Genomic DNA, 24,255 nt, shown 5'->3' on the forward strand with positions numbered 1-24,255 from the left:
TTAGTTATAGTTTCGCTGGGCGAATAAATTGCGAATGGAATTTCGTGCGATAAGAATGGGCTCAAGCCTGCTATTCATGGGAGGGGAAGTTACTTCTTCTTCTCTTAACCGGCTTAATAAGATTCGGGCAATCGATTGTCCGATTTCTTCCATAGGCTGCGCGATCGCCGTTATGCCGAGCAGGGAAACCCAATCGTTGTCGTCGAACGTAATGATACTCAAGTCGTCAGGGATCGTAAGCTTCAGACCCTTGCAGACCTTTAAAATATTCAGAGTCACGATATTGTTGGCGGATAAAATAGCGGTCGGCTTATGGTCAACGATCGCCTGATGAATCACGGATTTCAGGTCGGGCTGGAAAGGCAAGCACAGGATGTGCCCGTTAGGCAGCTCCGCTTCGTGAAGCGCTTGCTTATAGCCATCAATCTTGAAAGATTGAGGGAATTGTTCGGTCATCATAATGTTGGTGTGTCCATGGCTAACGAAATATTTCGTTGCGATATAAGCACCTTTATAGTCGTCGACGGTGACGGAGTCCAGATTATCGTAGTGATGTCTGTACGTCTGCACGAAAGCGGTATTTTGCTTCTGGAATTGGCTTATAAATTTGCGATTCTTAGTGGAAGTAGGCGTGAAGATGATGCCGTCTACGCGTGAGGATGCAAGCAATTGCAACGTTTCGAGCTCCTGCGCGGGATCTTCGTTGCTGTAAGTAATCAGCAATCTGTAGCCGGATGATTTAATCTCGCGCTCCACGATCCGGGCAATATATGTGTAGAAAGCATTGTCGATATCGGAAATCATGAGTCCGATCGTCTTGCTTTTACTGCTCTTTAGGCTTCTTGCAGCAAAGTTCAGCGTATATCCTAATTGCTCGGAGGCTTCAAATACACGTTTTTTCTTCTCTTCACTGATATAAACATCATCGCGAAATGCTCGGGAAACGGTAGAAACAGAGACGTTTGCCAATTTGGCGACATCGCGGCTGGTAACCATATTAATCACACCTCGATTTAGTCTAAAATCAAAAAAACATGAAATAGAATGCACCGTTATCATAATATATTATACTCAAATTATCAAATGAATGAGTAAAAAGTAGGGTATTGACAGATTCTAATTGCTGAAATATCATGAACATTGTGATAACGTAGTCATAAATTGGTCAGAAGCGAGGTGAGTAACGACATCGTTGCACAGAATGAATTGTTGATGAACGCGCAGAGAAAATTGCAATGGACATGTTACAGTTTTACTTAAATTAGGGGGAGGCCTACAACATGAGAAGAAAAAAATGGTCGTGTTTAGCGTTGCTGGCGGCGGTGATGCTTGCAAGCGGTTGCAGCAACAATAACAACGAAAGTGTAGCGGTTAACAGGGGAGGTTCAGAGACGTCCGCGACAGAGAGTGCTTCGACAAGTCAGACAAATCAATTAAAAGGAAAAATCAATATTGCCATTCAGTATCAGCCGTTAATTAAACCTCTCCAAGAAGAAATCAAGAAATATAAGCAAGCGCAACCCGGAGCCGAAATCGAGCTTGTTCCATTCGGCAGAGAAAACTATTATGCAACCATGACAACGCAATTGATCGGCGGCAGCGCTCCAGTAGGAATTAGCGTTGAGCCGGAAGGGGCTCAGATTTTAGCCAACCATTTGGAACCGATTACTTCGTATATGGAAGTCACCAATCCATATACGAAGCAAAAATGGAGAGACGATTATAACCCGCTGGCATACGAAATTACGAAAGCAGGCACAAAGGATGTCTGGATGATCGGCATTATGGGAGCAGTGAATACTGGATTGTGGGTTAATGAAGATTTGCTGAACCAACTGCATGCAACCGTTCCCAAATCCTGGTCTGAATTTATTGATGTGCAGAAGAAAGCAAGGGATGCGGGGTTCATCCCTTTTGCCGAGCAATATAACGAGAACTGGAGAGGCGACTGGTCCAACTGGACATTGAATTACATGTTTATGAAGGACGAGTTATTAAAGCTGGATACGATTGTGGTGGACGGACGGGTTTCTCAAGAAGAAATGGCGCGAGGCGTTCAAAAGAAGCTCATCGATTTGAAGAGCGATAAAGTGAAAGACATGTTTAGAACATGGAAGGAATGGACGGATATCGCCTGGCCGAAAAATTTTAGTACAAAATGGGGGAACTCGGAAGCATTCTTGGCTGGAAAAGCGTTGTTTTATTGGGGGTACAGCGGTGAAACAGAGCCATTTTATACGAAAACAAAGGATAAATTCAAGTTGGGACATATACAAGTCCCCAATATTATGAATCCGAGCGATCCTTCCGATTTATCCAATGTTGCGACGGGTTGGGCGATGAACAAGGCGGCAACGCAGCAGCAGAAAGCGATTCTCGTAGACTTTATGCAGTATTTGTCTCAACCGGATGTGCACAAAAGAATCGTGGAATCCGTAGGCATGCTACCTGTAGTAAAGGGAGTGGCGGGGAGTGATGATCTGCTTATGAAAGAATGGGCTTCCGAAGCCAGATTTAATGTTTCCGCGATTCAGCCGATGGTACTGGACAATGAATATTCAACGAAGTTCTTAAACGAGTCCCAATCTTATTTGACCGGCAAGGAAACTCTTGATGAGTTTGTAAGCAACTACGAAAAAATATTTATTGATGCAACCAATCGTTTAATTACTGAAAAGAAATGGGACATTTCGAAATGGTAGTTATATTTGCATAAAATCTCATGCAGGCATAGGGGGGAACGGGAACCTATACCCATGGTCTTAAAGAGGGGGAAGCAGATGGTTCCAACGGACAATGTTCAGGGCAGTTTTATGAAGAAGATAATAAAAAGCAGAAACGGGTACTTCGTCATTTTGCCTACATTTATCTTGGTGGCGTTATTCATATACTACCCCTTCCTTCAAGCGATCCATAAATCGTTTTATGACTGGAACGGGGCGCAGGCACATTTTATCGGGTTTGACAACTACAAACGAATGATTTTTGACCCGGAACTGAAAAAAGCTTTATGGAACCAGTTGATCATCATACTGGTATCTATCGTGAAAGTGATCACGATTCCTTTGATCGTTGCGCGCTTTATTTTTACTTTGAATATTGGCAGATTAGTAAACGGTTATAAATTGCTCTTGTTGCTTCCCATGATTATTCCATGGATCGTTATCGCTTTCACATGGAGAAGCATGTATGACACGAACGGCATAATCAATTCGATCGCGACCTTGCTCGGTTTGGAACAATTTATACAAGTTTGGTTAGGGGATCCGGATATTGCGTTGGGCTCCTTCCTCTTTATCGGCTTCCCCTGGGCGGGCGGGATTGCCTTTCTAATCTATTTGGCAGGATTCCAGGGAATTGATCAATCCGTCCTGGAATCAGCGAAAATGGATGGGACGAACACTTGGAACCGGTTTTTCAGAGTGGAATTTCCGCTTATACGATCTCAATTAAGAATTTTGCTGGTACTGACGACCATTGATTCTTTGAAGGGATATGCTTTCTTGATTTTTCTGACTAACGGCGGGCCGGCTTATTCGACCTTGACGCCAGGTGTCTGGATTTATCACAATGCCTTCTTGTTCTCCCGATTCGGTTATGCTTCGGCAATCGGCGTTGTGATGTTAATTGTGACGGCCCTGTTATCCTGGGTTATGATTCGGGCAACCCGAAGAACGGATATTTAGAGACTAGGGGATGGGTTCATGGCAAAACTGGAAAGTTATTCGTCAAGACTGTTTATTCATTTATCGCTTTTCGTTTTATCGCTAATTAGCGTATTTCCGTTGTTTTTTTTATTGATTTCTTCCTATAAGCCGGATGTAGAAATCTACTCGAATTGGTGGGCCATCATCCCCGAGAAATTCGCATGGAACAATTATTATCATGCATGGGAGGTAGTATCCAAGTATTTATCAATTCGGTTGCCATTACGGCGATTTCAGTAATCGGCGTTGTTTTTTTATCGACGCTTACCGGATACGGGTTTGTACGGTTATATTTTTACGGCAAGGAGCTGCTGTATGCTTCGTTGTTTATTTTAATGCTGATCCCGGATATTTTGCTGCTTGCCCCTACGTTTATACTCGTTAAAAAATTGCAGCTGCTGGACAGCTGGGGGGCGCTTATATTTCCATATGTCGCCGGTGGACAAATAATAGGCATTTTTATTATGCGAAACTATATCGAGAACCTTCCCAAAGAAATTTTCGAAGCCGTAAGAATGGATGGCGCTTCGGAGTTTCAAACTTTTGGAAGCATTATTATTCCTCTTACCAAGCCCATGATGATGACGATTGCGATTCTGACGAGCGTTTCTGTCTGGAATGATTATGTTTGGCCCATGACGACAATAACGAATGACCAGCTGCGTACCGTTACGATCGGCTTGCAATTCTTCACGACTCAATATGAAGTGAAAACCGGCTATTTGATGGCTGCAAATGTGATTTGCTCCATTCCGATTCTGATTTTGTTTATGTTCGGAACCCGTTATTTTGTTCAAGGCGTGATGTCCGGCGCTGTGAAAGGCTAAATCAAATAGAGATAGAATCGAGGAGAAACCATGAATTATCACCCGAAAGGCATGTACACCTGGGATGTCTGGTATTTAACGCACGAAGAAACTGTGCATGCGTTTTATTTGCAGCGAAAACGACCCGATTCTACGCGCACGGACCGCGAGGAGGATGGCATTGGACATGCAATCTCTACGAATCTCGTGGACTGGGAGGAGCTGCCTAACGTCTTGGAACCCGGAGAGCCGGGATCATTGGACGATATGAACTTGTTTACGGGAAGTACATTTGAATTCGAAGGCAAGTTTTATCTTTATTATACGATGCGATCATCCGTAGATAATGGCTTGACTCAGCGCATCGGGCTTGCAACAAGTACGGATTTATTCCATTGGACCAAATTTGAAAGCAATCCTGTCATCGTCCCGGACGAACGCTGGTATCATTCCATTGCGAATCCGGCTCAGGGAGGGATTGTCGATTGCAGGGACTTGGTTATCGTCCCTTCTCCGATTGGAGTCGGATTTTATGGATTTTATGCAGCACGCATTCAATCCGATGAAATGCCGGGAGGGGCTGTAATTGCCTGCGTATATTCCACAGATCTGATTAGCTGGGAGCATCTTCCGCCAGTGTTTATACCCGGTAAATACACCATAATCGAGGTTCCCGATGTATTTTATTTGGACGGAAATGGTACATGACATGTTTAATCAACAATGTGTGTGGCAACCGGAATTTATTTCCCGGACAGCCGGAGCTGACGATGGGGACGATTTACGCGGTAGCCGATCATATTACAGGACCCTATACCGAACCGGAAGATGCTATATTAATCGCTTCCCGGGGCTTTAACGGGCTGAGCTGCAGAAGCGTGGTGTTTGGAGGGACACGATATTTATTTTATACGCAGACCGAAAGGGAGCCCCGGCATGACGGAGGCCGAGTAACGATGGGGACGATCACGACGCCGAAGCGCTTGGAGGTGATTGACGGCAAATTAGGCGTTTACGACTCGGGTTTGGAAGGGAATCATGTGGCTGCCTCCTTAATCGAATCCAACAAGCTGCCTAAAGCTGTTCATTCACGCATTTTGTATGAAACACATGGAAACTGGACGCAGGAAGGAAATGAGCTTCAGGGACAAGTAAAGACAAGCTGGGCACGTTATGCATTCGACTGCGTCGGTACGAGTTTCATTTATGAAGCTGACGTTCAGCTCATGAACGGAATAGCGATTGGGCTAACGTTCCGGCAAAATGAAAAAGGAGCCGGAAGCGTTGTGCTTTGCGATTTTGAAAAGCAGCAGGTGACATTCGGCGATATCCCCCAGTTTCGAATTCTGGATGGACGCAGCTTCAAGCTGGTGCATGGCAAAGAATACAGGTTGAAGATTGTCGCAAAGGGGGAGTTTATGGAGGTTTATATTGATGAGCAGCTCATCCTGCAATTTGTAAGCTACGCAGAAAATAAAGGTTTTTTCGGACTTATTGTGGATCGGGGTCATGGCATCTTTAAAGAAATTCAGGCAAGGGAACTAGTCATTTAGCTGTTTGCTGCAGCGCTCCGCGCAGGTGCATACGCTGCGCGGAGCTTTAATAAACGCGAGATGAAAAAGGAGGATTGTCTATGAAACTAAAGAAGATGGCGGGCTTTGCCGCAGCGGCTTTGTTCCTGTGTGCGGCAGCCTTACTCGTGCTGCCGAAGGTTTCCAATGCCGCCAATACGAATCTTGCCTATAATCGGCCTATTGTAGCGACAAGTGAAATTACAACAGGTCATTCAGCCAAAATTGCGAATGACGGAAATCAGGACACGTATTTCGAAAGCGCATACACATTGCCTCAATCGCTCACAGTCGATTTGGGTTATACGTATGCAGTGAATAAAGTGGTGATGAAGCTGCCGACAACTTCGAACTGGACGGACCGTACAATGACAATTGCCGTTCAAGGTAGTACGGACAATGTGACGTTCTCCGATATCGTAGCTTCGACGGCATATTCTTTTCGTTTATCGACGGGAAATACGGTTGAAGTCAATTTCACTACGACAGGAGCTAGATATATTCGTTTGCTTTACACGGCCAATACAGCCCGGACAGCGGCACAGCTGGGTGAACTGGAGGTTTATACTGACAGCAATGCACCCGATTTAACCGTCGCGGATCTTTCGTGGACGCCCGCAAATCCGCAGGAAGGAGATCAGGTGACCTTCAGCGCCACCGTCAAAAATATCGGCAATACGACAATCCCTTCGGGTGTTGGCCATATCGTCGATTTCAAAATCGACGGGACTACGGTAGCAACCACTCTTCCCTACCAAACCGCCCTTGCGGCGGGGGCCACCGCTACACTGACTGCCAACAGTACGTGGACGGCTGAACGTTATCAATTTGACATACAAGCGATAGCCAATGCCTCAGGAACCGTGGGAGAATCCAACGGGCTTAATAATGATGATTTCACAAAGCAATTAATTGTGAAAGGTAGCGGATGGCAAAACAACTTCAATGTCAAAGAGGAGCTGGGCATTTATTCGTTTTCTGAAGAACTGATTGGTTATAAGCTCGATTTCACCGGTCAGCAGGCAACGCCTGATCATATCCGGCTTCGCCAGTACGGCCGTTCGACTCCGCTCGCGTACCAGCTGTCCGATGTCAAGCTTGACGGCTCGGGTTATTTGACGGGCGCTACCATTCATTTTCGGGCAAATTTGCAAATAGGCGATAGCAATCGGTATGTGATCGATACGGATAGCGCGTATACGCCGGATTTTGCAGATGAAGTGACGTTGACGGACAACGGTGACGGTACGGCAACGATTGCCGGAAATGAGCAGCGGCTTAAAGTGCCGTATGGTAGTTTGCTTAAAAATAATGTCTCATTAACCTCCGTTGAGGCACCTCTCATTGGTATTTCCAGGGAAGCGGGCAGTTGGCTCGGCAATGGCTCTTTTACTGCGCCATCGACCGTCACGGTTAGTAAGGTTTACGGTCGAATCGTGGAGCAGGGGCCTTTATTTATCAAATATAAAGTGACTTATACGGTAAATAATAACCGCCAGTACGATGTCGAACTGACGGTAAGACATAATGAAAAGTACGTAACCGTAGATGAAAGCAACAGCGGCTTTTTATCGAGCGATAATGTGTTTTTACGGTTCAGTTATAAGAACGGCATTGATCCGAATGGACGCATAGTCATGCAAAATGGCGGATATATCCGATCATCCAGCGGGGGGTACAGCGGCAATTACAGCGATAATATCAACTCGAGTGGAAAGCTTCCCTACGAATTAGGAATCTATACGCCTAATTCCATTGGTATCATGCGCTCGACTTCGTTCTGGAACGACTCCGGCTCCGATGCGATTCTGTTTGCAGCTTACCGCCTTAAAGATTGGAAAACGGAAACACGGCAGTATTACAGTGCATTTGTAAAGCAAAATCTGCGATTCTATCAAACATCGATCGACAAGTATATGGAGGCTGGAATCGAGGGGACAGAGCGACATTGGGCGCTCTCCGTCATTCCAAGAAGTGAAATGGTCATGTCGGGGAAACGGATGAGTGATTACACGGTTCCGCCCGCTGTGACGATCGATTCAGCTTGGACTGCTATTCCGACTGCCGCCAATCTGCAGCCCGGTACCGCTCCGGATGTAAAGCTTTGGCAAAAACTGACTGATTTCAGTCTGAACGGCTACAAGGAGATGGTGTTCGACTTTCCTGAGGATACGAGACAAACCTTGACGCTGCCAGGACAAACCAATACCGTGTTGGCCAACCCGAACCTGTATTGGACGCCTGTTTATTGCGGGTCTTGCTTCAATGTGTATTATTGGCTGTCGGACAAATACTGGGATGTGAGCAGCGAGCTTGGAGGACCGGGCTGGCTAGGCAGAAACCAACGGGCGCTGATTTCCGATTATGCATTTAATCGCGGCAGTTGGGATATTAATGACCGGAAACGGACACGATCGTTATTGATATTTACGGCTTATACGGCGGCAGAGGATAATAGCTTGCCTCATACGAGCATGTTGGGCGGACATGCCAATTTTAACCTGGATATTAAGCAGATATTGGCACTGGCAGCGGGTGCGTTTCCGAATCATCCTCACGCAGAATCTTGGAAGACAGAATTCATAAAGGATTATAATGAATTATTAAACTACTTCACCCGTCAGGATGATAAGGTACTGAACGCCAAAGGCGGCAGATGGTATGAGAATTTGCCGACGTACGCCAGTGCATCGGTAGACGCGATGATGGCAGCGCATGCTTCTTTGTTGAAGTATGACAACACCGATATTTTTACCAACGGTAATTTCAAGTCTCTCGTTCAATGGATGATGAACGCTTTGGTCCCGAACGAAAGATTGTCCTTTCGGATGCCCGTTCCGATCGGCGCTCATTCGAATAACATTGCTCCGCGAAACGAGTTTGACGGTATTTATAAAACATTGGCTAATGAAGTGTCGCTAAGCGACAGCGCGCTTGGCAGCCAACTTCTTTGGTCGGCTACGAATGGGGCGGAAGGTACGAAACCGGCGTATGAATCGACGTTGTATACCGACTTCGGACCCGTCATGCGTTACGATTTCGGGGGTGACAACGAGGCATTCCTTTATCTTCAGCAACTGAATGGAAACGGATACCGCTGGTCTCCGAACGCTAATGGCGCTATCTACTATGCTGCCAAAGGTAAGCGGTTTAGTTGGAACGGCGGGGAGGAGAGCGGCGACGCTTTTGACTTGAACAAGCTTCCTCTCTACCAGGTGAACGGCAAGGCGCTCGGCGCTCATCCGGTGGACGGCGTACTCTATAACTTCGGATTCGGCCAGTATTACAAAGCCTTGGCTAATGCCGGAAACGCACCTTATTTGTCACGTGGCGTGTTGATGATTCGCAATGACTATATTGGCATTTATGACGATTTATCAAATACAACCTCGGACGGCACGTTCCAATGGGTAAATCGGGAGATGGGGCTGAAAGCGCAATATTACAACAATAGCGATTTTACAGATTTGCGCGCAACTGAAATCGACAGTACCCGTTTCCCCGGCTCAGGAAGCTGGGGGACGGCGGTTCCGAATCCATCGCTCGATCCCGACACGTATTCCGTCGTGTGGACAGGGGAAATATTGCCTAAATATTCGCAAGCGTACACATTTTCTGTTTCCGTGGCAGCCGGGGATAAAGCGAAAATATATGTCAATAATGTGCTTGTCGTCGATACAAGTGCAGGAACGACTTCACCAGTAACGCTGACGGCTAGCCAGTTCTACGATATTCGTATCGAGTATGCCCACAACACCGGAAGTGCGTCTCTGAAGTGGAACTGGAGCAGTGCTTCCCAGCCGAACGCTACAGTGGAGGGAACATTTTACTTGTTCCATGAGTTGGATCAAACGCCGAACATATACACAGTCAAGGAAGGCCCGGGGGATGAACTGCACATTGTGTCGCCTGGTGTGCTCTCGGTTACGAACGCTGTCTATGGAGCCATAATAAACGGGAACGAGTATTTGTTTGCGAGCGATACTACACAGAACGTAGATAGCGGTTCGGTCGTATTTCAGGGCAAAGTCGGTTATGCGAAAGCACAGCAGGTCGCCCTGTTCGAAGGAACAAAGATCGGATATAACGACCTTGTGCTGGAAAAGTCGAATGGCGATTTCGGCGCCAGTGCTGAGGTGATCGATGCGTCGACCGTGAAAGGACGTATCGCTGGTAGCAGCGGAGGGACGATGACCATTACCTTGCCGGCTGCTTTCAGTACCTCAGGCATTGCAGTGAAAGTGAATGATAGCACGGTGTCTCACACGCTTTCGGGAAATAAAGTTACCTTTCATGCAGCCATCGTGCAAAGCGAGGGTACCAAAACGTTTACAATAACGACTGCGCCGCCGTTGTTCAGCGACAACTTCGAAGATGGCGATTCGAACGGTTGGGAGACAACTAACGGAACTTGGAACGTAACCGTTGACGGATCTAATGTGTACCGTTCGCTCACAGGCGGTTCATCCGTGGCGGGCAGCACCTCTTGGACTGACTACACTGTACGAGCTAGTATAAAGATGACCGGCGCTCCAACAGCAACTGCAGATGTGCTCGGACGCTATACCGACGGCAATAACTTTTACTTCTTGCAACTCGACGGTGTCGGAAATCGGCTCAAGTTGTACAAAAAAGTGGCAGGAACTGTTACACTATTGCAATCGGCAACTTTGACTGTTGCTTCGGGCCAATGGTACAACGTGCAGCTTAGTTTCTCCGGATCTGTGATTACCGGTGCTGTCGATGGTACAGCGTTGATCAGTGCAACTGACACTTCGTTGATCGCCGGAAAAATAGGTTTAAGAGCATCAGCAGAAGCAAACTATGATGATATTGTTGTCTATTAACTATACGGAAAAGAATATTATATAGCTTATTGGATAACCTGCCGCTGCTGACGGAAGAAGGCGGTGTCAATGCTAGTCAGGTACGATCACCGACTATGTACAGGATGGAGGAAACGAGCTTGTCATTGTCGTTGCCAACTCAGCATACAACAGTATGTTTTGCAATATCATTGCTAACCTTTATATTAAATGGAGTTTTGACTGTTCGAGCGAAGATAAAGAAAGAAGCTGCTTTTTAAATGTAGATATGAAAATGTCGATGAACATTCATAAGGTTGTGTGGTGCAAAATTTAAAAACGAAAGTCCAGACCCTGGATTATCAGAAAACTATGCCACCAAACCGAATAACTTATGGATCCATTCAACATCGGAAACAACAGGTGATATGTCAACCTGTTGTTTCCTTAGCATATGAAAAGCTTCAATTCCTATTATGGTTTGCTCAGCTGTACGGAAAGATATAAATCCCATCATTGGATTTGTAATTTTCTTTATGAATCGGTGGTCTTGCTCCACAATGTTGTTGAGGTACTTTGTCTGTCTGATTAAGGTTTCTTTCGATAAGGTTTTTTCATTCATTAATTGTTGTAATGCCGGCGGCGGTTGGCAAAAGGACGGGAAATGGTCGCTCAATTCGTCGGAAAATATCGCAGCACTGACTTTTATGAAAGATATGGTTGCCAGCGGACTAACGGATCCTGAGCCGGCTATCACCACCCGCGACGAGAAGCAGCGTATTTTAGGCAACGGCAAGCTGGGGATGATGATTACCGGAAACTTCTTCTCTTAGGTCGTTCCGAAGGAGTTTCCGGGTTGAAATGGGGCGTGGCTCCGATTCCGGTCAAAGACGGCAAACCGCCGGTTACCCTCGGTGTGCAGGACTTCCTGATATCGTTTAAAACCGATCATACCAATAAAGAAGCGACGATGCGTCCAAGAAAATGGGGCAAGCGGTGCTGCTTGGGCAACTATCGCCCAAAGATGCGCTCGACCAGCTTCAGGCTGTCGCAGAAAAAACAGCAAAAAATAAGCGTTCGGGAAGAATGAGTAGCGGTCGCGCCTCTTCGGGAAGGCTCCAACAAAAGCTAATTATGCCTTAGAAAAAGTCGACTTACTCGGCTGAAATTTACGAAGTCCATAAAAATATTGGTTCTCTGCCAATAGGAGCTTTTGTTTTCTATGCCTGTTCTGGTGTGGTCGAAGGTGAACCTAAAGGTTGGGAACACGTAGCTTTATCTTTGGGTAATGGAGATGCCATACCTGCCTGGGATAAAGTAAGAATAGATCACTTTAGAAATTGAAGGTCTTCAACCAGCACCAGGGTGGACCCAACCCAATTTTAATGGATAGGCTCCTGTTGAAAGGGTATTAAACGGAATACAGAAGAAACAATGGGATTAAGCTTTACACGCCGACGGATACGAAGCTGAACGACGGGTTCCATTTTAAACAACTTTATTTCTAACCCGGCCCGAAACTCAGGCCGGGTTTAATGCATTTCATGTTGCAGTTTTAAACAACTCAGACCATACTCAAGCAAAAAGGGTCAAGTTGGAAAAATCTTAAGCAACCTCGAACACCAAATCGATATTGAGACCCTTGATTTTCGTTTAGACTGAAGTTAATAAATCAGGCATTAGTGGCTGATATCTTCATTGATCTTGATGATCTGATAGAAGAAATAAGGAATGGTGGTTATTTCTTAGTTTCCAGAACTGAACCAGTTTTTGAGAATAGAAATGGGATGGGCAGGGGGATGCAGTCTGCATACAGGCCAAAAAATAACTGTTACTCCTAAGACAGCGGCAAGCGAAGCTAAACCAGTATCAATGGTTCCGCGAGATGATACTGCAAAGCAGGCCGAGGCTCCGGTTCGAGATTTCGTTCATCATTATACGCTGGATAAATAAAATGAGGGCTGTCATGCATATTCAATCGGTTCTTGAAAAGAGAGGGCCAGCCGTTTGTATCACCGGAACAGTTTCTTGAGCGTTAAAACAATCTTAATCGCAAGGGGCTAGAGAAGTCCTTGATTTTCATGGGCTTTTTGAATTTGGAAGCATAAGTTTGCCATAGTAATTTTGGAAGCATAAGCCTACATAAACGGCAAACTTATGGGTTAAGTGACACAAATGGTCGTAAAGTACGGCACTTTGTCCGCGCAGCCCAAGAGATGAATTATGTGCAATCCACTGTCACCATGCAAATCCAAAAGCTCGAATCCGATTTGGGCATTCAGCTAATCGAACGCGGGAAACAAATTCGGTTAACGGAAGCCGGGCGACTATTCCACGAACAAAGTTTACAAATTGTACAGAACTTGGAGCAATTACAAACAAATTTGTCAGATCTACAGGCAGGGGAAGTTGGCCATATCCGGATAGGGGTGACAGAGCCAACCGCGAGTTATCGATTGCCTCCGATCCTACAGCAGTTTATGTCTCAATTTCCGAGAATTCGTGTCTCTGTGGAGTTTGCCAATACGCCGATTCTCAGCGAACGACTTCTTAAAGATGACATTGATTTTGCTCTATGCTCGGCACCGGACCTGGGAACTGAGCTATATTTTGAACCCTTATTTAGGGAAGAGTTTGTGGTCTTGCTGCCTGAGAACCATCCGCTTGCTGAACGTACCGTTATTGCGCCGGAGGATATTCGCGGGCATCGCCTGCTCATAACGTCAGCCATTTGTCCATATCGCAGAAAGCTTGAGATGGTCTTACAGGAGAAAGGGACTATCTCACTAGATACGATGGAGATTGGGAGTATGACGGCGTTGAAACATTATGTCGAAAGTGGATTAGGCATTGCGCTTGTGCCAAAGATTGTTTTAAAACCAATCCCAGTCGGCACTACGGTAAGGTTGATCAGCGGCAGTCTCATCGACATGACTTTCGGACTCCTATGCAAAACATCGGCCTATCCCTTGAAGCTGGCAAGATCAAAACTATATCAATTCCTTAAACAGGAGCTAGTTGAACGACCGGTGTAATCGCATTAAACGGGAAGATCATAAAGCAAATTGGTTATACTTTATTGCCTAATTATTCAAACGAAATTAGACAGCTTAACTTAGAAGACGTTTGCTGCAAAAAAATGATAAAATGTTTCTATATGAAAAGAAAGGCGGAGACGCTATGGTACATGCTTTTATCATCGAGCCCAAGTCCTATACGGCCTTCGAGGACGAAGCCGCGCAGCTGGAGAAGTGTAAAGAGTGGAGTTTGCTGTCCGATAAAGCCACGAAAACGAAAGCGTTTTTCTATAAAGGGAATGGTATGAATTTGCCCTGTCAAATCATTGGTTTTGTCGATAAAATGACAGCGGTTATTGAATTTGAGCATAACAAAAAGCACTGCATTCATCCCTCTTATTTGAAGGAGATGCAGGCCGCAAACTACGGGCAGAAGGTTGTGGCTGCCATTGACGAAGCCGTTGATGCGGTAGAGTCGGAAGAGGTAGAGCTAGAAATCGTGCCACAGGAAGCTGCGTCCATTGAAGTGCCTACAGAAGCGCCTATAGAAGAAGTCAGCGCTCAGCAGAATAATACTGATAAGCCTATTGTCGAAGAGACTCCGAAAAGCAAAGCGAAAAAGGGTAAGGCACCGAAGCTTGAACTTCCGGAAGAAAAGATCAAAATGAAGGCCACTGTAAAGGAATTTACAACAGTGCCGAACAATTTCTCGGATAATGACGATGAAGTGGTGATCTATGAAGAGGTCTCGATCCTAGATCCTGAAACGGTTATCGGTGAAGCTTGGTCGAGCCACAGTGCGACGCTCAAAAAACTCGAGTTAGAAGTTGGAGATACCATCACGTTTGAATGTAAAATAGTTGCAAAGAAGCTCACTAAGCACCCTGTGGCTTATAAAATAAACAATCCTGCGAAAATACAAAAAGGATAAGTGAAAAGTCTAATCTGTTCAGCTGATGGCTGTCTGATTAGACTTTTTTCTATTTAACGGACTCATTTTTATGTTTTTTTTATATGCATACCAAGCATTCTTTACCCCATTTTTATAGGGTTCGGCGTTACAATTGGTCAAGTAAGAGAGCGGTCAGACGTCTTCGAAGAGCGAGAGGGTTTGTTTGTTTTAGAAGGAGGTGCTTGCATGTACAACGATTTTACGATGGTTCTGTTGTTCGCCGTAACCTTTATCGGGTTTTGGGGGTTTCTTAAATATTGTGGAAAGGCATGAGGAATAGTGACTTAGCAGGGTAAATGTTTGGAAGAAAAATGTATGGAGGTAGACCTATGCTTGTTATCGGAATCATTGGTTGTATCACGATCGTGTACCTCGGTTTTGTGCTAGTGAAGCCAGAGAAATTTTAATTGCCTTTTTGAACTCATGTAAGCAAGGAGAGAACCAATATGGGGATGGGATTGTTACAAGTCGTCATCACACTGGGCCTGATCATGCTGTTAGTGAAGCCGGTGGGGAGTTATTTGGTACATGTTTTTAGTTATGAAAAGAATGGGCTTGATCGTGTTTTTGCTCCAATCGAACGCGTTTCCTACCGGATCATGGGTGTTCACGAGAAGGAGGAGATGGGGTGGAAGAAGTATGTAGGAGCCGTTCTTTTAGTCAACTTTGTTATGTTGATTTTCGTCTACACGGTATTTCGAATTCAGAGCTATTTACCACTCAATCCGGATGGGCTCGGCAATGTGCCTTCTGCACTAGCTTTCAATACAGCCATTTCATTCATGACGAATACGAACTGGCAAGCTTATAGCGGGGAAAATACATTATCGTATTTCTCTCAAATGGTAGCCATTACGTTTCCGATGTTTACTTCGGCTGCAACGGGGTTCGCGGTGGCAGTGGCTTTCATCCGGGGCCTCGTCGGTCGTCAGGATAATCTAGGTAATTTCTACGTTGATCTAACAAGAGGGATCACGCGGGTATTTCTCCCTCTGAGTTTCATCGTTGCTTTGTTTCTCGTATTTCAAGGAGTTCCGCAAACACTGCAGGGAGCAGTGGACGCTTCGACCCTGGAAGGAGCCAAACAGACAATTACTCGTGGCTTGGTAGCTTCCTTTGAATCGATTAAACATATAGGAACGAACGGTGGAGGATGGTTCGGTACGAATGCTGCGCATCCCTTCGAGAATCCAACGCCGCTGTCAAACCTTATTCATATCGTTTGCATGATGCTGCTGCCGACCTCATTGGTCTATGCGTTTGGTCTCATGATAAAAAATAAGAAGCAGGGCTGGACGCTATTTGCGACCATGGGGATCATCTTCCTGGTCATGGTTGCCACTGTGTTCTACGCTGAGTATCGTGGTGTTCCTGCGGTGGATGCGATGGGCGTTCATGGGAATATGGAGGGCAAAGAGGTCCGATTCGGACTGTCGGAAACAGCCCTTTTCACAGCAGTAACGACGGCTGCAACTACAGGCAGCGTGAATTCGATGCATGAATCGCTAACACCACTTGGCAGTATTGCTCCATTTGCCGAAATGATGATGAACAATGTGTTCGGAGGCAAAGGAGTCGGTTTATTAAACGGGCTGCTGTACCTGATCTTAGCGGTATTCATATGTGGCCTGATGGTGGGCCGTACACCGGAATTTCTGGGTAAAAAGATTGAAGGCAAAGAGGTAAAGCTCGCCGCAATCGCGATTCTGATTCATCCGCTGATCATTCTTGCACCTACAGCGTTGGCGCTGACACGCCCTGAATCCATCACTTCGATTGCTAACCAAGGGATGCATGGGCTTTCGGAAGTATTATATGCCTTTACTTCAGGGGCGGCTAACAACGGTTCGGCATTTGCCGGTTTGAGTGCGAATACGAACTTTTATAACCTGGGTATCGGTCTCGTCATGCTGGTTGGGCGTTATAGTTCTATTATTGTGATGTTGGCTATTGCAGGTTCACTGGCTACGAAGCGCATAGTTCCTGTAACTACAGGCACATTGCGAACGAATACGCCTTTGTTTGCCGGTATTTTAATGATGATCATTATCGTCATCGGTGCGCTTACGTTCTTCCCTGCGCTTGCACTGGGACCGATTGCTGAACATTTGGCGGCGCATTAAGGAAAGTCGAGAAAGAGGGATGATTAGGCATGGCGGTAGAACGTAAACATATTATGACGAAAGAAATTATTAATCATGCACTCGTCGATGCTTTCAAAAAATTAAATCCGCGAATCATGATGAAAAATCCGGTCATGTTCGTCGTTGAAATAGGCACGATCATCACATTTTTGCTGGCAATTGCACCTCAGTTGTTTGGCTCTACAAATGTAGGGCGAGGGTATAACGTGACGGTATGCTTGATTCTGCTTTTTACTATACTGTTCGCTAACTTCGCTGAAGCATTGGCGGAAGGAAGAGGCAAGGCGCAGGCTGATTCCCTGCGGAAGACCAAATCGGATACGAAGGCCAGACGGGTTCAGAAGGACGGGTCCTTTAAAGAAGTATCCTCCACGGAACTGCGTAAAGGAGACATCGTTCGTATCGAAATAGGCGAGATCATTCCTGCAGACGGCGAAATCATCGAAGGGCTGGCCTCCATTGATGAGTCGGCGATTACAGGGGAATCCGCACCTGTCATTAAGGAAGCAGGAGGTGACTTCTCATCGGTTACGGGAGGAACCCGAGTGGCTTCCGACTATATTGTAATCAGAGTGACCGCTGATCCCGGCGAGTCCTTCCTAGATAGAATGATATCGCTCGTCGAAGGCGCAAAAAGACAGAAAACGCCTAACGAGATTGCCTTAACGACGCTGTTGGCTGTGTTGACACTCATCTTCCTGATCGTCTTGATGACGATGGTGCCCATGGCGGAGTATTTGAATGTGAAATTAGAAATTTCCACATTGATAGCCCTATTAGTTTGTTTGATTCCTACCACAATTGGTGGTCTTTTATCAGCCATCGGCATTGCCGGCATGGACCGGGTGACCCAGTTCAATGTGCTCGCTATGTCGGGGAAAGCGGTCGAAGCCGCAGGTGATATTGATACGATGATACTGGATAAAACAGGGACGATCACATTCGGGAACCGGATGGCTGCTGAGTTCATGCCAGTTGCCGGCGTTACGGCGAATGAGGTTACCTTCACAGCCTTGCAAGCATCAGTGAAAGATGAAACACCTGAGGGGCGTTCCATTGTTGAGCTGGCCCATAAGCTGGGTCAGACTTGGGAGGCAAAGGCTTATGAAGATGCGGAAATCGTTGAGTTTACGGCGGAAACGCGGATGTCCGGGCTCAACTTGCCCGATGGCACGATGCTGCGTAAAGGCGCGGTAGACGCCATTAAGAAGTATGTGACCGCTCTAGGCGGTAAAATTCCAAACGAGCTGGAAGCAATAACGAATCGCATCGCCAAAGCCGGAGGAACCCCACTAGCGGTAGCATCGAATGAACGCATCTACGGGGTGATTTATCTCAAAGATACGGTAAAACCGGGACTGAAAGAACGATTTGCTGAACTGCGGGCCATGGGAATTAAGACGGTCATGTGCACCGGCGATAATCCACTGACTGCTGCTACGATCGCCCTTGAAGCGGGTGTCGATGAGTTCATCGCAGAAGCGAAGCCTGAAGATAAAATTGCCGCGATTAAAAAAGAGCAGCAAGAAGGTAAGCTTGTGGCCATGACAGGCGATGGCACGAATGACGCACCTGCCCTTGCTCAGGCGGATGTCGGGCTCGCGATGAATTCGGGCACGATGGCGGCCAAAGAAGCCGCGAATATGATCGATCTCGATTCCGATCCGACGAAGCTGCTTTCAGTGATTTCCATTGGCAAGCAGCTGCTGATTACGCGGGGAGCGTTAACCACTTTCTCCATCGCCAATGACATTGCCAAATATTTCGCCATTATTCCGGCGATGTTTATAGCAGCTATGCCGCAGCTCCAGGCGTTGAATATTATGAACCTGGCTTCGCCACAATCAGCGATTTTATCCGCATTGATTTTCAACGCGATTATTATTCCGTTATTAATACCGATCGCTATGAAAGGTGTGAAGTACCGGGCGATGTCGGCAGATCGGCTGCTGCTTCGCAATATCGTTGTATACGGAGTAGGTGGTGTCGTAGTACCTTTCATCGGCATTAAACTCATCGACATGGTACTCCATGGATTAAATATCGTGTAATGCGAGAAACGAGGCGATATAGAATGAAATCGATTTTGGTTGCTGTTCGCGTATCTTTATTGCTGATGCTCATTTGCGGGCTCATCTATCCGTTAGCAACGACAGGTGTTGCTCAAATGCTATTTCCTAAGCAAGCTAACGGCAGTCTCATACAATCAGGCGGGGTCGTGATCGGATCCGAATTGTTAGCCCAAAATTTGAGTCACCGAAGCTGTTTCACCCAAGAGCATCCGCAGCGAACTATGATCCGACGGCATCCTCGGGGTCTAATAAAGCGGTGGCTTCTCCCGAATATGCCCAAGACATGGCGGCTCAGATTGACGCGTTGAAGCAGGAAAACCCGACATTAACCGATATTCCTGCTGATTTGGTAACGGGATCGGGTTCAGGCTTCGATCCGGATTTATCACCGGCCGGGGTTAAGGCGCAGGTGCCTAGAATCAGCAAGGAGACAGGAATCACAGAGAAAGATCTGAATGCCCTTATTGACGCTCATACACAAAACAGACAGCTAAGTATTTTCGGTGAGCCAAGAGTGAATGTGATCGAATTAAATAGAGAATTGCTTAAGCAAGTGAAATTGTAGAGGCAAGCTGATGCCCACTCTCGTTGTTAACGAGGGTGGTTTCTGCGTCACTGCATTAGGGAAAGGAGTAAGATGCTCATGGAGGGATTTCACAGAAAAACGCCGGAAGAAATTTTATTGTCTATCTCCAAACTGCATAGAGGCAGCTTGAAAATATATATCGGTGCCGTGAGCGGGTCAGGCAAAACGTATCATATGCTGCGTGAAGGACATACGTTGAAGCAGCAAGGCATCGACGTGGTCATTTGTGCAGTCTCGACTCTACAACGACCGGAAACGGTGGAACAATTGGGGGATTTGGAAAGAGTGCCAAGTCTCCATTGGATGAAAGACGGCATCGAGCAGAAAGATTTGAATGTAGATGCTTTATTGGCGAGAAACCCTGAAGTCGTCCTTGTAGATGGTTTAGCGCACCTCAATCGCTCGGATGCGCGCTTCCGCTCCAGGCTGGATGATATTAAATATTTACTAGCTCATAATATTAGTGTGATCACCACAGTGAATGTTTATGAATTGGAAGAAGCCATGACGATGGCGCATAAGCTGACGGGAATTGAGGTAAGCTCATTTGTACCGTCGGATACGTTGGAACTAGCTGATGAGGTAAGGCTGATCGATGTGACGCCGGAAACGCTTTTAAATCGACTGGAAGAAGGGCATTTGAAAGGCAATAAAGATTCCGCTTTATTTAAAAGAGGGAATTTAGGCGTTCTTAGAGAGTTGGCTCTTCGACTGGTTGCAGAAGATGTGAACGGCTCACTGGAAGCTCATCGCGAAAAAATGGGATTTATAGGTCCATCCGGGGCGACGGAACGCATTCTCGTTTCTACGCAATATCATTGGAACGGCTCCATTTATGTGCGCAGGGGACAACAGATTGCCAAGCGATTGAATGGAGATCTTCTTGTTGTGGTGCTGCGCAAATTCAAAAATGAACTATCGAAAGAAGCGTCTGCTTTTCGGAGATCTATCATCAAGCTGGTGGATAAAGTGAATGGAAAGTTCGAGGAGCTGCCTTTCAAGAATCGCCGCTGCATCGCGGCAGCCTTAGTTGATTATGCGATCGCTCATCATGTCACACGAATTGTGATCGGTCATTCGAAACAGACCAAGTGGCAGGCTATTTGGCAGGGCTCTATCGTGAATGAGCTGCTAAAAAGGTCCAAGAACATAGATGTTTTTTTGGTCGCAGACGTGCTGCGCAGGAAGGGGAGCGCATTCTGCCTGCCCATATGCAGTCGGTGAAAGAACAGTACTCTTATAAACGATTAAGTAAACAACAGATGGAAGCGGAAATCGATAAGATTAAACGCGGCAAGTTTAAAGTCTACATTGGGGCTGCGCCAGGCGTAGGTAAAACATACACGATGCTGCGTGAAGGCAACGATTTGCTGAAAAAGGGAATCGATGTACAGATTGGTTTGCTGGAAACGCATGGGAGAAAAGAAACGATGGAGCAAATCGGTGATCTTACGGTGATACCGCGCGCAGAGATTGTGTACCAAGGCGTGAGGTTGGAGGAAATGAACACAGAAGCGATTATCCTTCAGCGACCTGAAGTCATTTTGGTAGATGAGCTTGCGCATTCGAATGTGCCTGGAAGTAAGCACAAAAAGCGCTATGAAGATGTGCTGGACATTCTTGAGGCTGGGATATCGGTCATTACCACAGTCAATGTGCAGCATTTGGAAAGCTTGAATGACGCTGTAGAGCATATCACAGGCATTCGGGTCAGAGAAACCGTGCCAGACAGCATTCTGCGCGCAGCAGACGAAGTGCAGCTCATTGATGTTTCTCCTCAAGCCTTGCAGCATCGGATGCGCGAAGGTAAGATTTATGCCATGACGAAGGTAGATCAGGCCTTGAATCATTTTTTTAAGACAGGGAATCTCATTGCCTTACGAGAGCTTGCTTTACGGGAGATCGCAGATGATGTGGATGAACGATTGGAATCCATGGAACGAACGAGCTCACTTCGCGGTCCCTGGCGCAGAAAAGAGGTCATTTATGTGTGTGTAACGGAAAGTGATCAAGCAGATAGCCTTATCCGACGCGGATTTCGCATTGCACACCGACTTAAGGCAGCTTGGTTCGTGACATGTGTAGCTCTTGGGGATACGGACGAGTGGAAGAAGCGATTGGAAAACTTGGAGAAACTAACGATACGACTAGGCGGTGAGTTCTCCTATCAGGAGGTAGCAGGTCGTCATCAGATTGCTCACGTATTTGCTTCAAAGGCTCAAGAAGCAGGAGCCAGCCAAATCATCATCGGGAAAGATGCTGTCACATCGAAGCTGCTGCCGCTTACCCAACAAATGGATGTGCTTGTTGTCGCGCATGTTGACTCGTGGCAAATGGCAGGAAATCAGGTAAAATGAGGATATGGAAACTAAAAAAAGTGAACTCGTAAGCATAATGCCTTATTTGATTACCATTATTTTTGTCGTCGTATTGACCGCCTGCCTAAAAGTCGTTGGTTCCGCATTCGATTTGGTGAATATTGTCTTACTCTATTTATTTCCGGTTCTTTTCAGTGCGGTTCGATGGGGAAAAGGGCCCTCTTTTCTAGCTGCCGGTTTAGGGATGATTATTTTCGATTTCTTTTTTGTGCCTCCTGTTTTTAGCCTCACCGTTTCGGATTTGCGATACCTGATCTCCTTTATTGTCTTTTTATCCGTTGCGGGACTGACAGCAAGCTTGGCTTCTAAATTACGAAGACAAATTCGCCAAGCCGAGCAAAAAGAAGCAAGCACAGCAGCCTTATATGCGTTAAGCCGCAAGATAACGGCGATTTCGGATGTAGATGCTTTGCTTCAGCAGGTGTTGCAGCATATTTCAGAAATGTTGGATGCCAAAACCGCTATCGTTCTGCCCAATCTTATGGGGGAACAGCGCATCGAGGTATATCCCAAGGAGGATTCTGATTGGGCCAAGGATGAAGCCCACCTCTCTATCTCCTCTTGGGTTTATAAACATAATACGAGTGCAGGGCGCGGCACGCAGTCATTACGTGAATCTTCCAATTTGTACATTCCATTGGACACTGACCATCAAGTGCATGGTGTATTCGTTGTTGATGTCGGGCAAAGAAGTATGGCGGATATGCCCGAGCTGATTCGGATCATCGAAGCGCTCTCGGATCTTGTGGCCGTTGCCATATCTCGCGTAAAGCTTGCGGATGAAGCCAAGGTAGCGCAATTGACGGCAGAATCCGAAAAGCTGCGAACAGCGCTGTTGGACTCCCTTTCACATGAGTTGCGAACGCCGCTTGCGGCTATTATTGGTTCTGTGACGGGACTTCTGGAAAGCGAGGCTATTTTTAGCCCTGAAGACCGTCGTGAACTGCTGCTAACGATTCGTGAGGGAGCCACGCGGATGAACAGATTGGTAGGTAATTTGCTAGGTATGGTTCGTATCGAAAGCGGGATGATGCGTCTTAACAGGCAGTGGTGCGGGATAGAGGATGTTGTGGGTGTAGCGCTTGTTCAATTGAGGGATGCTTTACAACAGCGGAAAGTAACCATACATATACCGCCTGAACTGCCCTCTGTTTCACTGGACGACGTTCTGATCGAACAAGTGCTGATCAATATTATTAGCAATGCGATTAAGTATTCCCCTGTGGGAAGTGAAATCGCGATTGAAGCGCGGCATGACGGCGACAGACTGGAACTATGGATTAAAGATGAAGGAACAGGCATCGCGTCAGCCGATAGAGCGCGCGTTTTCGAGAAGTTTTATCGGGGAGAAGCTACGAAGCATATACCGGGAACAGGACTCGGTTTGGCTATTTGCAAAAGTATTGTAGAAGCTCATGGCGGTCGTATTACGGCAATCCCTAATGAAGGTAAGGGAACGATCATGATTTTGAGTTTTCCTTTACAATTCGCTGAGAAGGACGGTAATGGCAATGACAGCTTCAGGAGCGAAAATTTTAATTATTGATGACGAACCGCAAATACGCAAATTATTACGCGTTACGTTGAACGCCCACGGATTTGAAGCCATTGAAGCATCAACAGGACAAGACGGATTATTGCAGGCTGCGATGATACGGCCCGATCTTGTTGTGTTGGATTTGGGACTGCCGGATCTAACGGGGATGGAGGTTCTTCAGAAGCTTCGTGAATGGTCGCAGGTCCCCATCATTATTTTAACGGCTCAAGATCAAGAGAAAGACAAGGTTGCCGCTTTGGACCAAGGTGCCGATGATTATGTGACCAAACCCTTCGGTATGGGGGAGTTTATGGCTCGTATGCGGGTTGCCTTGCGGCATGTGGCGAAGACACAAGATGAACCGGTGCTAAAGCTTGGCGATTTAGTGATTGACTTAGCCGGGCGTCAGGTTGAACTTCAGGGCGAGAAGCTTAAATTGACGCCGACTGAATATGAGTTGTTAAAGGTGTTAGCGCTCAATGCCGGTCGTGTGATGACGCATCGCCAACTGCTGAAGCAAGTATGGGGCGCCAACAGTATGAATCAGATAGTCAATATCTGAGGGTGTATGTTGGCCACCTGAGAAAAAAGATCGAAGAGGATCTAACCCGCCCTCGTTATATTCTGACAGAGCCGGGGATCGGGTACCGCTTTGCCTATCAAGAATAGGCATCGGATTA

Annotated in this window: 18 protein-coding genes and 3 pseudogenes; 19 read left to right on the forward strand and 2 right to left on the reverse strand. The window is 46.4% G+C overall.

Annotated features, from left to right (window positions below):
- The gene (locus FU659_RS08615) at positions 1–996 is read right to left on the reverse strand and encodes a LacI family DNA-binding transcriptional regulator (protein WP_187274005.1); all 996 of its coding nucleotides are present in this window, start codon (positions 994–996) and stop codon (positions 1–3) included.
- Between the two features lie 284 nt (positions 997–1,280).
- On the opposite strand from FU659_RS08615, the gene FU659_RS08620 reads away from it, so the two are divergent.
- The 6 genes from FU659_RS08620 to FU659_RS08645 all read left to right on the forward strand — a co-directional run bounded on the left by FU659_RS08620 (position 1,281) and on the right by FU659_RS08645 (position 10,931).
- On the forward strand, positions 1,281–2,702 hold the full coding sequence (locus FU659_RS08620; RefSeq protein ID WP_147947192.1) for an ABC transporter substrate-binding protein: 1,422 nt from the start codon (positions 1,281–1,283) through the stop codon (positions 2,700–2,702).
- A 111-nt stretch (positions 2,703–2,813) separates the two neighbouring features.
- Entirely contained in the window at positions 2,814–3,686 is an 873-nt protein-coding gene (locus FU659_RS08625) for a carbohydrate ABC transporter permease (protein ID WP_222708509.1), read from the forward strand.
- Positions 3,687–3,889: 203 nt separating this feature from the next.
- Complete coding sequence (locus FU659_RS08630; RefSeq protein ID WP_222708510.1) at positions 3,890–4,534, forward strand: carbohydrate ABC transporter permease; 645 nt, start codon at positions 3,890–3,892, stop codon at positions 4,532–4,534.
- 30 nt (positions 4,535–4,564) lie between these two features.
- Positions 4,565–5,221 (forward strand): glycoside hydrolase family protein, encoded by a 657-nt coding sequence (locus tag FU659_RS08635; RefSeq protein WP_147947195.1) that lies wholly within the window; start codon positions 4,565–4,567, stop codon positions 5,219–5,221.
- Complete coding sequence (locus tag FU659_RS08640) at positions 5,218–6,066, forward strand: hypothetical protein (RefSeq protein ID WP_147947196.1); 849 nt, start codon at positions 5,218–5,220, stop codon at positions 6,064–6,066. The genes FU659_RS08635 and FU659_RS08640 overlap by 4 nt, the downstream gene beginning before the upstream one ends.
- A gap of 80 nt (positions 6,067–6,146) precedes the next feature.
- Positions 6,147–10,931 (forward strand): PA14 domain-containing protein, encoded by a 4,785-nt coding sequence (locus FU659_RS08645; protein WP_147947197.1) that lies wholly within the window; start codon positions 6,147–6,149, stop codon positions 10,929–10,931.
- Positions 10,932–11,259: 328 nt separating this feature from the next.
- Here the strand turns inward: FU659_RS08645 and FU659_RS08650 are convergent.
- Positions 11,260–11,478: pseudogene (locus FU659_RS08650) on the reverse strand (DDE-type integrase/transposase/recombinase); the annotation flags it as partial.
- On the opposite strand from FU659_RS08650, the gene FU659_RS35265 reads away from it, so the two are divergent.
- The 13 genes and pseudogenes from FU659_RS35265 (at position 11,450) to FU659_RS39315 (ending at position 24,244) form a co-directional block, all read left to right on the forward strand.
- Positions 11,450–11,722, forward strand: coding sequence for a hypothetical protein (locus FU659_RS35265; protein ID WP_222708511.1), 273 nt, complete (start codon positions 11,450–11,452; stop codon positions 11,720–11,722). The pseudogene FU659_RS08650 and the gene FU659_RS35265 sit on opposite strands and share 29 nt — an antisense overlap.
- Before the next feature lie 23 nt (positions 11,723–11,745).
- Positions 11,746–11,979 carry a hypothetical protein gene (locus FU659_RS08655; RefSeq protein ID WP_147947199.1) on the forward strand — a complete coding sequence of 78 codons (234 nt, stop codon included), beginning with the start codon at positions 11,746–11,748 and terminating at the stop codon, positions 11,977–11,979.
- A gap of 692 nt (positions 11,980–12,671) precedes the next feature.
- Positions 12,672–12,842, forward strand: coding sequence for a hypothetical protein (locus FU659_RS35270; RefSeq protein WP_187274007.1), 171 nt, complete (start codon positions 12,672–12,674; stop codon positions 12,840–12,842).
- A gap of 263 nt (positions 12,843–13,105) precedes the next feature.
- A complete protein-coding gene (locus FU659_RS08660) occupies positions 13,106–13,924 on the forward strand; it encodes a LysR family transcriptional regulator (RefSeq protein ID WP_147947200.1) in 819 nt (272 codons plus the stop codon).
- A 145-nt stretch (positions 13,925–14,069) separates the two neighbouring features.
- Positions 14,070–14,837, forward strand: coding sequence for a hypothetical protein (locus FU659_RS08665; protein ID WP_147947201.1), 768 nt, complete (start codon positions 14,070–14,072; stop codon positions 14,835–14,837).
- Positions 14,838–15,187: 350 nt separating this feature from the next.
- The gene (locus tag FU659_RS38750; RefSeq protein WP_397355357.1) at positions 15,188–15,265 is read left to right on the forward strand and encodes a potassium-transporting ATPase subunit F; all 78 of its coding nucleotides are present in this window, start codon (positions 15,188–15,190) and stop codon (positions 15,263–15,265) included.
- 45 nt (positions 15,266–15,310) lie between these two features.
- A complete protein-coding gene (gene kdpA / locus FU659_RS08675) occupies positions 15,311–16,981 on the forward strand; it encodes a potassium-transporting ATPase subunit KdpA (protein ID WP_147947244.1) in 1,671 nt (556 codons plus the stop codon).
- A gap of 29 nt (positions 16,982–17,010) precedes the next feature.
- Positions 17,011–19,053: a potassium-transporting ATPase subunit KdpB gene (kdpB, locus tag FU659_RS08680; RefSeq protein WP_147947203.1), complete on the forward strand. Its 2,043-nt coding sequence runs from the start codon at positions 17,011–17,013 to the stop codon at positions 19,051–19,053.
- 65 nt (positions 19,054–19,118) lie between these two features.
- Positions 19,119–19,639 (forward strand): annotated as a pseudogene (gene kdpC / locus FU659_RS08685) (potassium-transporting ATPase subunit KdpC).
- 78 nt (positions 19,640–19,717) lie between these two features.
- A pseudogene (locus FU659_RS08690) lies at positions 19,718–22,017 on the forward strand (histidine kinase).
- Between the two features lie 4 nt (positions 22,018–22,021).
- Positions 22,022–23,584, forward strand: a complete 1,563-nt coding sequence (locus FU659_RS08695) for a DUF4118 domain-containing protein (protein WP_261807698.1) — start codon at positions 22,022–22,024, stop codon at positions 23,582–23,584.
- On the forward strand, positions 23,550–24,137 hold the full coding sequence (locus FU659_RS08700) for a response regulator (RefSeq protein WP_315971286.1): 588 nt from the start codon (positions 23,550–23,552) through the stop codon (positions 24,135–24,137). The genes FU659_RS08695 and FU659_RS08700 overlap by 35 nt, the downstream gene beginning before the upstream one ends.
- The gene (locus tag FU659_RS39315) at positions 24,098–24,244 is read left to right on the forward strand and encodes a winged helix-turn-helix domain-containing protein (protein WP_315971287.1); all 147 of its coding nucleotides are present in this window, start codon (positions 24,098–24,100) and stop codon (positions 24,242–24,244) included. The genes FU659_RS08700 and FU659_RS39315 overlap by 40 nt, the downstream gene beginning before the upstream one ends.
- Positions 24,245–24,255 lie beyond the last annotated feature (11 nt).

It is taken from the genome of Paenibacillus sp. N3.4 (genome assembly GCF_008017805.1).
Lineage (GTDB): Bacteria > Bacillota > Bacilli > Paenibacillales > NBRC-103111 > Paenibacillus_E.